The sequence below is a fragment of the Clostridium sp. HBUAS56017 genome (assembly GCF_007115085.1).
Taxonomy (GTDB): Bacteria; Bacillota; Clostridia; order Clostridiales; family Clostridiaceae; genus Clostridium; species Clostridium cibarium.
Window position 1 is genome coordinate 97,691 of record NZ_SULK01000008.1, and the last position, 12,390, is coordinate 110,080.

The following is a 12,390-nucleotide window of genomic DNA, read 5'->3' on the forward strand; positions in this document are numbered from 1 at the left end:
ATGGAAAGTACTTGTTTAAAAGCTTATGGAGTGGAGATAATCTTTAATAGAAAATATTTATTGGAGGTTAGGATGATTAGTATTGTAAAAAGAGGAGTTTCTTTTTTGTATGCATTTATAACTGTATATTTTATTTATTCTCTATCTATTGTGCTTTTAAAGGTAGGCTTTGATGGAGCTTCTAGGGAAATATTCTTTTCAACTTTAGCTATATATTTATCGATTCCAATAGTAAACTACAATAAAGCTAAGGGGAATATAGTAAGTGGTCTTATAGAAGAGAATTATAAGATCACTAAAGAAGTTGAAAAACTTAAGGAAAAAGCAAACATTATGGAAGGAGTAATTTTAAAAGATAGGAAAAGTGATTTTAAAATAGAAAATATAGTGGTGACTAATAGAGGTGTTTTTAACATAGTAAAATGCAATTATAAAGGTGACCTTGAGATTAAGAAAAATAATAGATGGTATAAGCATAGTAGGAATGGAATTAACGAAGTCATATCCCCTATAACAGAGGTTAGGAAAAATAGAAATTATCTCGCAAAGATATTGGATGAGGAATTTATTATAGATTTAATAGTAATAGTAAATGATAGAGCCTTTCTTATAGGTGAAGAAAATTCTGATGTTCCTGTAGTTAGATATGATGAATTATATAACTATATTAGTGAATATCTAGTAGAAGAAGAGATTAATGAAGATAAAATTTATGATAAAATCTATGAAAAGGTGATAAAGGTAAATAATATTCAAGAGGAGAAAGAATTATATAATAAATTTGTGGATAATATATGGACATTTAGGGGCAGATTGATTTTTATTTCAGTTTTCTTTGTTCTTTATTTATTCAATGTAGCTTATATGCAAAAAGTGTGAGAGAATTATATTAAAATTTTTAAAGATTATACTAGGGGGAAAAATGAGAAATATATTTTATTGTGATACGAAAATAGGAAAGATAGGAATCGAAGAAAACGGTGAAGCAATTACAAAAGTGTATCTAGTGAATAAAGATTTGCAAGATGATATAGGTGAGAAAACAGAAACAATATTGCTAAAAAAAGCTGTAAAAGAACTTAATGAATATTTTGAAGGAAAACGGAGTTCTTTTGATTTACCTTTAGAACCAGGAGGAACTGAATTTCAAAAAAAGGTATGGAAGGCTCTAATAGAAATTCCTTGTGGAGAAACAAGGAGTTATGGAGAAATTGCAAAAGTAATTGGAAATGAAAAAGCAGCAAGAGCTGTTGGAATGGCTAATAATAAAAACCCAATTATGATAATAATTCCTTGCCATAGGGTAATAGGAGCTAATGGGAGTTTAGTTGGATATGCTGGAGGGCTGAATATAAAGGAAAAACTTCTTGAATTAGAAAAGAATTGTATGAATAGATGAGACTAAATAAACACACAGAATTTTTTGTGTGTTTATTTTGGTCTCATTTGTCTAATAATAGATTTTGTTTCTTTATCTATACTTAAAGATTAGTTTTCATCTCCAAGTTCTTCCCAAGATTCATAAAGTTCTTCGATTAGAACTTCTGTTTGTTTGATAGATTTATTAACTCTTTCACTTTCTGTTGGGTTTGAGTAAACTTCTTCTAAACATAAAGATTCTTGAAGTTTAACAAGTTCAGATTCAGCAGAGCTTATATCTTCTTCTAATTTTTTGATTTTCAATTTTTTAGCCTTTTCTTCTTTTTCAGCTTCACGTTTTTTCTTTTTATCTTCTTTTATTTGGGTTTTTGTTTTTCCACCTGCTATCGCTTCCAAGGTATCAAACCTATGAGGATTTTTCTTTTTTTCAACATAGTAATTATAGTTACCTAGATATTCAGATAAGCCACCTTCTTTTAATTCAATAATTCTACTTATAACTTTATTTAAGAAATACCTATCATGAGATATAACAATTAATGTACCATCATAACTTAATATAGCATCTTCTAAAGCTTCTCTAGACATAATATCGAGGTGGTTAGTAGGTTCATCGAGGAGTAGAAGGTTTGCTTTAGAAAGCATTAATTTTAACAAATTAATTCTACATTTCTCTCCACCACTTAGTTTGTCAATAGTTTTAAAAACATCATCTCCGGTAAACAAAAATGATCCTAAGACTCCACGCAATTTTGAAGTAGTTAATTCAGGAAAGTCATCCCATACCTCATCAATTATAGTTTTGGTTTGAGATAGGTTAGATTGTTCCTGATCATAGTAACCTACATTTACATTTACTCCTAAAGATTTTGTACCAGTATCAGGTTTTATTTTATTCATTATAATATTGAATAATGTAGTTTTACCTCTTCCGTTTTCTCCTATTAATGCTATTTTTTCTCCTCTTTTTAGATCCAAAGAAACATTAGAAAATAAGTGTTTATTTTCAAAACTTTTGCTAAGGTTTTCTAGGTGCAAAACATCAAATCCGCTTTTTACAGATGTTTCAAAGTTAATTTTTGACGCAGCTTTTTCTTTATCAGGAGTATCTACTTTTTCAATCTTTTCTAGTGCTTTTTCTCTGCTTTCAGCGGCTCTAATACTTTTTTCTCTATTGAAAGATCTGAATTTTTCAATTATAGCTTCTTGCCTTTTAATTTCAGCTTGTTGTAAGTTGTAAGCTTTTAATTGGCTTTCATAATCTTTTTTCCTTAGTTCAAGATATTTTGTATAAGGTGCATTATATGTATTAACATGACCATTTATAACTTGAAAGGTTCTATTAGTTACTGAGTCAAGAAAAAATCTATCATGAGATATGACTAGTACAGAACCTTTATAGGATTTTAAATACTCTTCAAGCCACTCTATGGCTTCAAGATCTAGGTGATTGGTAGGCTCGTCTAAAAGTAGTATATCTGGAGATAAAAGCAGTAATTTACATAATGCAACTCTGGTTTTTTGCCCACCACTTAACTTGATGATTTTTTTTTCAAAATCTTCTTCGAGAAAACCTAACCCTTTAAGCACTCGACTTATTTCACCTTTATAAGTGTAGCCACCTCTATTTGTATAAAGTTCTTGAGCTGTAGTATAATCTTTAATTAATTTATTATGATAATCTGCATTATCTTCATCATAAGGTTCATTCATTTTACTTTCTAGAGTTATAAGCTTATTTTCGATACCTGTGAGATCAGAGAATACTGTTAACATTTCGTTATATATTGTATTTTCGGTTTCAAGATCAAGGTGTTGAGCAAGATATCCTATTGTTTTATTTTTATCTATAAAGATTTCTCCGTTATCATAACTAATTTGTTTAGAAATTATTTTGAAAAGAGTAGATTTACCTTCTCCATTAGCTCCAATAATACCTACTTTATCATTTTCATTGATGGATATGGTTACATCTTTAAGAATTTCATCTATACCATAACTTTTACTAATATTTTTACAACTTAAAACAATCATTTACTTTTCCTCCGGCTAAATTTTGGGTAAACTATAGATAATAATAAAAAGATTACCCAAGTATCTTAGATAATTATACTATTTAACTGATTTCATAGCAATTTATAAGAATAAGATATATTTTGTGTCATTGACTAAATGATAAGTTGAGGTATAATTATAAATGACCATTAGTCATATAGGAGGAAGAAATGCCTAAAGAAAAAAAAATTATTAGCAAGATAATAGAGAATAAAAAAAAGAAGGAAGAGGAACTATATACAGCTGCTTATGAGCTATTTACAACAAAAGGAGCTAATAATACAGCAATAGATGAAATAGTAAAAAAGGCAGGGGTAGCAAAAGGGACCTTTTATCTATACTTTAAGGATAAATATGATATAGTTAATAAATTGATACTTAAGAAGAGTAGTCAAGTTATAAGAGAAGCTATGGATAAAACCGCAGAACAGGGAATCGAAGCATTTCAGGACAGAACATTATTTTTTATTGACTATGTAATTAACTATTTAAAAGATAATAAGTTGATTTTAAAACTTATTAATAAAAACTTATCTTCAGGGTTATTTAAGAGAGCATTAAGGAAGTCAGAAGAAAATACAGAAGTTGAGGAAATTGTTAGTTTCTTTATTGAAAACTTAATAAAAAAAGGGATGACTAGTTTAGAAGCTGAACTAACTTTATTTATGATATTTGAATTGGTAGGAAGTGTTTGTTATAGTTCTATAATTTTAGAAGAGCCAGAAGATATAGAGGTAATAAAACCTATTTTATTTGATAAAATTCTTTCTATGATTGAATAATATAAAAAGTAGTCCTAAATTAAGATAAAAACTTAGTTAAGGACTACTTTTAAGTTAGATGTAATAACATTTTATGTTATGAAAGATATAATCAAATATAAAAAAAGTTATTCATCTGTTCTTTTACCATGAATTAGTGAAAGTTTTATTATTCTTCTTATAACAAGCTTAATTATAGGAAATGGAATATTATAAGCTTTTAGCAAAGAAATAACTTCTGGATGTTTTTTTGATATATTTAAAAATATATTATCTATTCTTTTATCTGAATTAACCCTACTCAAATCTAAATCTTCATCTAAATCGAGATCAAAGTTTCTGAGAATTTCTGTTATATCATTATCTATTCTTGGAGAAGAATAACTAGTTGGTTGGATATTATAAGGAATAAGCCCATCAGTAAGATCTTCACTTGGGGGTACTATGGAATTTGAACCTGCATTTATAGGTTCATTTTCAAAACTTAGGTTTGTTGGAGCAGATGAATTTCCATTAAAGTTATTAAAAGATGGAATAGGAGGTTGATTTGTTTTAGCAGTACTACCCATAGTGCCAGTACCGCCAGTCATACTACCAGTGGTGCTACCCATAGTGCCAGTACCGCCAGTCATACCACCAGTGGTGCTACCCATAGTGCCAGTACCGCCAGTCATACTACCAGTGGTGCTACCCATAGTGCCAGTACCGCCAGTCATACCACCAGTGGTGCTACCCATAGTGCCAGTACCGCCAGTCATACCACCAGTGGTGCTACCCATAGTGCCAGTACCGCCAATCATACCACCAATGGTGCCACCCATAGTACCAGTACCGCTAGTCATACCACCGGTAGTACCAGTGTTGCCATGATGCATCCAACTAGGCATCCAGCTACTACCCATGGTGCTGGTGCCGCCAGTCATGCCACCGGTAGTGCCGCCCATAGTAAAAGGTTTATTAGGCATTCCTCCTATATTATCAGTCGTAGATTTAATGGTATTTGGAGTATTCAAATTGGAAAGTGGATAATATGGATTGGTAAATTGTTCCGAAGGAGTAGGTGCTCCCATAGGAGAAGTTGTGTAATTAAAAGGTGGAGTGCCAAAGTTACTTCCACTTATGCTAGGAGTATTCGGTGTAATAAATTGTAATCCGAAAGGGCTTTGAAATCCCATAGGAGTACTAGGTATAGTAGTAGATAAATTAGTTGGAATATTATTAGGCCCTCCAACATTATCAAAAATAAAAACTGGTATCCAGCCAGTAGGTAGAACATTATATGGTAGTTGTGTTTTAAATGGAACTAGGTTAATATCATCATTCTCATTATTTTCATGATTATTGTCGAAGTCAATGATATTATCAATAGCATTATAGGTATCATCATCTTGTCTAACTTTACTTGGCATATATTTCTCATCTGGTTTCATGATATTCCTCCAAAAAATACTTTATTATAAATATATGAACTAAGCATATAGTTGTTACATTAAATAATATGTGAGAATGATGATTACTAGAACCTTAATAGACTACATGAATACTATATAAGTGGAGGAGATTGATATGGATAAAAAAATAGATTTAAATGATTTATTTTTAGGAACAAATTCCAAGGTGAATGTTGTTGAAGGAAAAAAGATAAGAGCTATTAATTTCGATAATGCAGCTACAGCTCCACTTTTAAAAAGTGTTGTTGAATCCGTTATAGGGTTGAGTGATTATTATGGTTCTATAGGGAGAGGGGTTGGACATAAAGCTGAGATAACGACAAGGTTATATTATGAATCAAAAAATTATATTATGGATTTTTTCAATATAAAGGATAAAGATAAATATACTGTAATATATGTTAACAATACAACGGATGGAATTAATAGATTATCTAGAACGTTTTGCAAAAAGAAAGATAATATTGTACTGTTAACAAGGATGGAACATCATTCAAATGATTTACCATGGAGAAGAAGATGGAACGTGGACTATATAGAAGTAGATGAACAAGGAAGATTAAAATTTGATGATATTGAGAATAAGTTAATTTCCCATAAAGGAAAAGTTAGATATATTACTGTAACAGGTGCTTCGAATGTAACTGGATATATAAATGATATTCATGGTATAGCTAGAATAGCTCATAAATATGGAGCGAAGATAGTTGTAGATGGTGCTCAACTAATCCCACATGCAAAAGTAGATATTATGGGGAAAAGTGATGAAGAGAGGATAGATTTTTTAATTTTTTCAGGACATAAAGTATATGCTCCATTAGGATGTGGAGTAATTATAGGTTTAAGAGAAGACTTTAATAAAAGTTTACCAGATAATGAAGGTGGTGGCACTGTAAAATTTGTAATGGATAACAATGTTGAATATTTGGATACACCTGAAAAAGATGAAGCTGGGACACCTAACTTTTTTGGAGCTATTGCAATATCTACGGCTCTAAGTGAATTAAATAAAATAGGCTTTGAAAACATTCGTAAAAATGAAATAAAATTGAGGGATAGGATGTTTGATGGATTAAAGTCAATACCTGAAGTAATTAATTATGGAGATATTGAAAATAGAGAAGATAGGTTAGGGATTGGAGTGTTTAATATTAAATCAATATATCATGAAGATGTTGCAGAAACCTTAGCAAAATATTATGGGATTTCGGTAAGACAAGGCTGGTTTTGTGCTCATCCATATTGTAGAAGGCTTATGCATATAAGTGAAAAGTCTGCAAGTGCATTTATTCATGATGATAACGAAAGAATGCCAGGAATGGTAAGGATAAGCTTTGGAATTTATAATGAAGAAAATGAAATTGATTATTTCCTAGAATGCATAGAGAGAATAATAAAAAAGAGCAAATAATCTTTGGGGGATGCTATAAATTTGGGAAAGATATGTGAAAGGTGTAAATATGAAATCAGTATAGCATATATATTACGACAGAAATCAATGGAAAAAGTTATTTGTCCTAATTGCGGCAGAACATTGATAGCTACCATGATAAGTAAAATATTAATGATATCAATTTTTCTTATGTTCTTCTTGTTATTTTTGCTTGTTCCGGTTGATATTATAAATAAGTTAATAATAGAAACAATTTGGGTTATGCTGTGTTATAGTGTTTTACCGGCTTTTATATATGAATATATAGAGGATAATAAAGATGAGACAGGATAAAGTACCTGTCTCATCTTTATTTGGTAATTATTATTTAGTAAACACTTTATACTGTGGAATATTGTTAAGTGTGTATAAAGTAGGAACACCTTGAAGTAATGGCTCAAAATATTTATAAGCTTCTTTTGTTATTTGATTTCCATTTTCGTTAATCCAATCTACAGGAAAATATTTAACATTGTTTGCTACTTTATCAGCAGCAACTAACTCATATGAAGTTTTATATGGAGAGTTTGATTCCCTTTTTATAGAGATCATATAGCCATTATTTTCTGGAGAAGCAAGTTTTAAGCTTTCGGCACCTGCATTAAAAGCTTCATTTATGTCAATTTGTGATGCTGAATGCATTGCACATCTTTGTAAGATACCAAGTTCAAGAGCCTTTACTCTTGTCGTTATTCCAGAATCTAAAATAACTTGTCTTAAAAAGTTACTTACCCCACCTAATTGTGTATGTCCAAAGGTATCTTGAGAAACACAGTCAAATTCTGCAACAAATTTTCCATCAGCAGTTCTTAAACCTTCTGATACAACTATGAAGACTTGATTTTGTTCTTCAAATTTTCTTCTTACATCTTCAATGAAATTTATTTTATCAAAAGGTTTTTCTGGTAAATATATAAAATCCGCAACAGGCTTGTCGTTATATTGCGCCATACATGCAGATGCAGCTAACCAGCCAGTATCTCTTCCCATAGTTTCAAGAATAAAAATTCCATTATTAATATAAACTGAAGAATCAAAATATGCTTCCAAAGTAGAGGTTGCAATAAACTTTGCCGCACTTCCGAAACCAGGAGTATGATCAGTATACATTAAGTCATTATCAATTGTTTTAGGAATTCCGATAAATGTTATGTCTAAGGAATTTTCTCTTGCATATCTTCCAAGCTTTGCTGTAGTATCCATTGAATCATTACCACCAATATAGAAGAAAGTTGTAATGTCTAATTTTTTTAATATATCCAAAAGCTTGTCATATTCTTCTGTAGATGTTTCAATGTTTTTCATCTTATATCTACAAGACCCAAGCCCTGAAGAAGGAGTATATTGGAATTTGTTAATATCTTCATCTGGTATTGCTGATAAATCAATGATATTTCCTTTTAAAATTCCTTCTATTCCGTTTAGACCACCGTAAACTTTTTCGAATTTATTTAATTTTTGATTTTCTCTAAGTAGTCCTACTACGCTTGAATTAATTACGGCAGTAGGGCCACCAGATTGTGCAATTATACAATTTGGCATAATAGACTCCTTTTATATGTAATATTTATATTATATGCGGCTAATGTGCTATACAATATAGTGTAAATAGCTACTCTATTTAATACTATACAATAAAAATGACTATTAATAAAGAGTTTTAAAAAAAAGCATAATAATTTTAAATTAAAACTATTATTAATAGAATATATATTTATGTTTAGGGGGTAAGTATGGAAGTAGTAGATGTAATTATTGTTAGTGTAGCGCTAGCTATGGATGCTTTTGGAGTTACTTTGGGAATTGGTGTAAATGATAAGGTGAAAAGGCTAGAGAAGTTGCTATATATTTTCTCTTTTGGATTTTTTCAATTTCTTCTATCTTTTATAGGAGGTATATCAGGTTATTTGTTTAATAATTATTTAATTCCTATATCCAGTACTATAGGAGGAATAGTAGTAGGTAGTGTCGGAATACTTATGATAGTAGATGGTTTGAAAAATAATGATGATTCTATACTAGCGAAAAAAACTATGATTATAATATTAGGTATTTCTGTAAGTATAGATGCTCTAGTTATTGGTTTTACTATTTTTAATAATATAGAAAGAATTTCTGTTTTGTTTTTATATACCATATTAATTGGGTTGATAACTTTGCTAATTTGTACAATAGGGTTTTCTATTTGTAGGTTTATCAGGAAAATCAGTTTTGTAAAACAATATGCAAATTTATTTGGTGGTCTTGCACTTATACTATTTTCCATAAAAATAATATTTTTTTAGAAGTAGAAGTACTCAAAAATATTATGCTATAATAAAAACATAATTATACAATTTGAATTGTAGGTGGAATTGTGATGTTTAATGATCTTTTAAAAAGATACAATCTTAAAATAACTAAAGGTAGAGTGGCCATTTTACAAATACTAACTAAGGCTCATAAAAGTATGGGTGCAGATGCTATATTGGAAGAATGTAAGAAAACTGGAGTAGATATTAATTTGAGTACAGTTTATAGAGCATTAGAATTATTTGAGGAAAAGGGAATAATAGATAAGTTTCCATTAAAAGAGGGAATGTGTTCATATAAACTTAAAGGTGAAGAACATAAACATTTATTGAAATGCAACATTTGCCATAAGGAAGTTGAAGTCCCTTGTCCCATGAAGCAAATTGAAGAAATAGTTCAAAATGAAACAGGATTTACTTTAACTAAACATAATTTGGTCATGACAGGGGTATGTAAGGAATGCAGTAAACATTCGAAAAAGGAATAAAATCTAAATGCAATTATTTAGATTTTATTCCTTTCTTAAAGTTTTTAATAATTAAAATTAATATTAGAATAATTACTGATGCAACAGCTATAGTTCCTCCAGGAGCACTATCAGCATAGTAAGATAGAATTAACCCAAGCATTATATCAATAAAACCAAATAAAACTGAAAATAATAATGTTTTGCTAAAATTCTTTTTAAGTTGCATTGCAGTTGCCACTGGTACAATCATCATTGAAGATATAACGAGTATACCCATTATTTGAATTGATAAAGAAATTGTAGCTCCAACTAGGATTGTAAATAAATAATTGATAAGCTTGACACTTATTCCAGCTGTTTTGGCTCCTTCTTCATCAAATATTACATAAATTAATTTATTATAAATGATAGCTAGGACAATTAAGCAAATTATTCCTACAATAGATATAATTAATAAGTCTTGGGATGAAATAGTTAAAATGCTACCAAAGAGTATTGAATTTACTTTTGCAGTAGTTTTTCCAGAACTTATTAATATGATAGCTATGCCAAGACTTAGTGTAAGAACAATAGACATTACAAGTTCAGCATACTTTTTAAAATATCCTCTTAAGCTTTCAATAACAATAGCACATAATGACGTGAAAATGAAAGAAGATAAAATTGGATTTATTCCCATTACTAAACCAATAGCTACTCCTGCAAAGGAGGAGTGGGATAGTGTATCACCTAGCATGGAATTACGTCTAAGTACTATAAATAAGCCGATTATAGGGCAAAGAATTGAAACTATAGCCCCTGCAATAACAGCATTTGTCATAAAATCATATTGAAACATTCTAAGCACCTCTTAAAGGCATTTCATCCATAAATTCTTCGCATGTTTTAAGAGATACCTTTCCTTCTTTAATTTTTAATATATGAGAAGAGTATTTTGCTGCAATATCCATATTGTGCTCTATAGAGATAATAGTGGTACCCAATTCCTTATTTATATAGTTCAATATAGAATAAATTTCTTGTTGGCTTTTAAAATCAACTCCTGTTGAAGGTTCATCTAATATTATTAAATCTGGATTTCCCATTAGTGCTCTAGCTATAAATATTCTTTGTTGTTGTCCACCAGAAAGATTACCTATAAGGCTATCTTTAAATGATTCCATGTTAACTTTTGCTAGTACATCGTTTATAGCTCTATCTGAGTTAAGATGTAATGCTTTAGAGTGTGTTTTTAATATTTCAAATACTGAAATAGGAAAATCAGAGTTAAAACCATCCACTCTTTGAGGAACATAGGAAATCTTTGAAGCATTAACTTCTATAGATCCTGAATTAGGAGTAAGTAATCCTAAAATAAGTTTTATTAATGTGGTTTTACAGCTACCATTTTCGCCTACTATTGAAAGATATATACCTTTAGGTATATGTAAATTTATATTATTCAATAGCAATTGGGATTTATCATAGCTAAAATTCATGTTGGTAATTTTTATCACAAAATCAGCTCCCATAATAATCTAACTTATATTATATACTTATCTGCAAATAATTTGCAACTACTAAGTTTCATTTTGAATTATTTTTGATTCTTCTAAATTCCAAGAGTTTAATGCACCTCTTTTAAAGGTGCCTCTAATTTTAGTTGAAGCGTGAGGCTCATTTTTGCTAAGACCATAAACTTCTACTATTGCGTTTTTATTATCATTAAATATTAAAGATATATTTTGAACTCTTAGTAATTGATTTTTCGAATTACCAGAAGTTAATGAGTATTCAATGGCATATTGTAAGTCTTTACTTTTATTTTTTATATATAATTTTCGTAATAGGTAAATAGATAAAAGAGTAATAATAGTTAATAATATAAGTGATCGTATTCTTCTTATTTTTTTTCTCCTTCTTAAACGTATAATTCTGCTATTTGGATTTTTGTTACTTACTTTACTTCTTCTCTGCATTTTAATACCTCCTTATTCTTTTAAGAAAATATTACCATATTTTTACATAATCATAAACCCAAATGGGTGGAAATTAATTTATAAAATATTAATTAAAGCATCTATTGATTAAAATAGCCAATAAATTCTATAATAAGAGGAGACATTAATAAAGAGAGTACTGAAAGGATGAGAAAGATGGATTTTTCAAGTTTAGTTTTAATGGAGAAAGATAAAGAGACAGGATATATAACAAAGGAATTAGGAAGTTTTGAAGTTAATGAAGGGGCTTTATACGTTACAAAATTATTTGTGCTAGATAATGAAGTGAATTTATACTTTGATACAAATAAAGATGTGGAGGAATGGGAATACTCAGCTATATATGATTTATTTAATAAAACTTCTTTCGAAGAAGAGGGATTTAGAATAGAAGAAGATTTAGATGAATATAATCCAACATTTATTGTGAAATTTGAATATAGTGATAATCATGCAGAGATGAATGATTCTATAAATAAGGTTGTAGAAATTATAGAAAAGGAGATGAAGAATGCATTTACAGCAATAAGTGATAAAGAAGATGAGTATAAAGATTAGAAGGGAGGTAGCC

At 29.4% G+C, this 12,390-nt stretch carries 14 protein-coding genes; 8 read left to right on the top strand and 6 right to left on the bottom strand.

Going from position 1 to position 12,390, the window contains the following annotated elements; all coding sequences use genetic code 11:
- Positions 1-72 precede the first annotated feature (72 nt).
- Entirely contained in the window at positions 73-879 is an 807-nt protein-coding gene (locus tag FAY47_RS08890) for a nuclease-related domain-containing protein (RefSeq protein WP_185966776.1), read from the top strand.
- Between the two features lie 43 nt (positions 880-922).
- Positions 923-1,399 (top strand): methylated-DNA--[protein]-cysteine S-methyltransferase, encoded by a 477-nt coding sequence (locus FAY47_RS08895; protein WP_143316353.1) that lies wholly within the window; start codon positions 923-925, stop codon positions 1,397-1,399.
- A gap of 89 nt (positions 1,400-1,488) precedes the next feature.
- On the opposite strand, the gene abc-f is transcribed toward FAY47_RS08895, so the two are convergent.
- Entirely contained in the window at positions 1,489-3,414 is a 1,926-nt protein-coding gene (gene abc-f / locus FAY47_RS08900; protein WP_143316354.1) for a ribosomal protection-like ABC-F family protein, read from the bottom strand.
- 191 nt (positions 3,415-3,605) lie between these two features.
- On the opposite strand from abc-f, the gene FAY47_RS08905 reads away from it, so the two are divergent.
- Positions 3,606-4,217 (top strand): TetR/AcrR family transcriptional regulator, encoded by a 612-nt coding sequence (locus FAY47_RS08905; protein WP_143316355.1) that lies wholly within the window; start codon positions 3,606-3,608, stop codon positions 4,215-4,217.
- A 107-nt stretch (positions 4,218-4,324) separates the two neighbouring features.
- Here FAY47_RS08905 and FAY47_RS08910 read toward each other — a convergent pair whose 3' ends face one another.
- Positions 4,325-5,626 (bottom strand): hypothetical protein, encoded by a 1,302-nt coding sequence (locus tag FAY47_RS08910; protein ID WP_143316356.1) that lies wholly within the window; start codon positions 5,624-5,626, stop codon positions 4,325-4,327.
- Positions 5,627-5,756: 130 nt separating this feature from the next.
- Here FAY47_RS08910 and FAY47_RS08915 point away from each other — a divergent pair, with 130 nt between their 5' ends.
- Positions 5,757-7,058, top strand: coding sequence for an aminotransferase class V-fold PLP-dependent enzyme (locus FAY47_RS08915; protein WP_143316419.1), 1,302 nt, complete (start codon positions 5,757-5,759; stop codon positions 7,056-7,058).
- A gap of 21 nt (positions 7,059-7,079) precedes the next feature.
- Positions 7,080-7,373: a hypothetical protein gene (locus FAY47_RS08920; RefSeq protein WP_143316357.1), complete on the top strand. Its 294-nt coding sequence runs from the start codon at positions 7,080-7,082 to the stop codon at positions 7,371-7,373.
- Positions 7,374-7,403: 30 nt separating this feature from the next.
- Here the strand turns inward: FAY47_RS08920 and FAY47_RS08925 are convergent, their stop codons facing one another.
- Positions 7,404-8,621: a 6-phosphofructokinase gene (locus tag FAY47_RS08925; protein ID WP_143316358.1), complete on the bottom strand. Its 1,218-nt coding sequence runs from the start codon at positions 8,619-8,621 to the stop codon at positions 7,404-7,406.
- A gap of 191 nt (positions 8,622-8,812) precedes the next feature.
- On the opposite strand from FAY47_RS08925, the gene FAY47_RS08930 reads away from it, so the two are divergent.
- Together FAY47_RS08930 and FAY47_RS08935 are read left to right on the top strand one after the other, a co-directional pair.
- Complete coding sequence (locus tag FAY47_RS08930; protein ID WP_143316359.1) at positions 8,813-9,364, top strand: manganese efflux pump; 552 nt, start codon at positions 8,813-8,815, stop codon at positions 9,362-9,364.
- Between the two features lie 71 nt (positions 9,365-9,435).
- Positions 9,436-9,858: a Fur family transcriptional regulator gene (locus FAY47_RS08935; RefSeq protein WP_143316360.1), complete on the top strand. Its 423-nt coding sequence runs from the start codon at positions 9,436-9,438 to the stop codon at positions 9,856-9,858.
- A gap of 13 nt (positions 9,859-9,871) precedes the next feature.
- On the opposite strand, the gene FAY47_RS08940 is transcribed toward FAY47_RS08935, so the two are convergent.
- From FAY47_RS08940 to FAY47_RS08950, 3 genes are all read right to left on the bottom strand, one after another.
- Positions 9,872-10,678 (bottom strand): metal ABC transporter permease, encoded by an 807-nt coding sequence (locus tag FAY47_RS08940; RefSeq protein ID WP_143316361.1) that lies wholly within the window; start codon positions 10,676-10,678, stop codon positions 9,872-9,874.
- A gap of 1 nt (position 10,679) precedes the next feature.
- Positions 10,680-11,336: a metal ABC transporter ATP-binding protein gene (locus tag FAY47_RS08945; protein ID WP_143316362.1), complete on the bottom strand. Its 657-nt coding sequence runs from the start codon at positions 11,334-11,336 to the stop codon at positions 10,680-10,682.
- Between the two features lie 63 nt (positions 11,337-11,399).
- A complete protein-coding gene (locus FAY47_RS08950; protein ID WP_143316363.1) occupies positions 11,400-11,798 on the bottom strand; it encodes a hypothetical protein in 399 nt (132 codons plus the stop codon).
- A gap of 177 nt (positions 11,799-11,975) precedes the next feature.
- On the opposite strand from FAY47_RS08950, the gene FAY47_RS08955 reads away from it, so the two are divergent.
- Positions 11,976-12,377, top strand: coding sequence for a DUF6762 family protein (locus tag FAY47_RS08955; protein WP_143316364.1), 402 nt, complete (start codon positions 11,976-11,978; stop codon positions 12,375-12,377).
- Positions 12,378-12,390 lie beyond the last annotated feature (13 nt).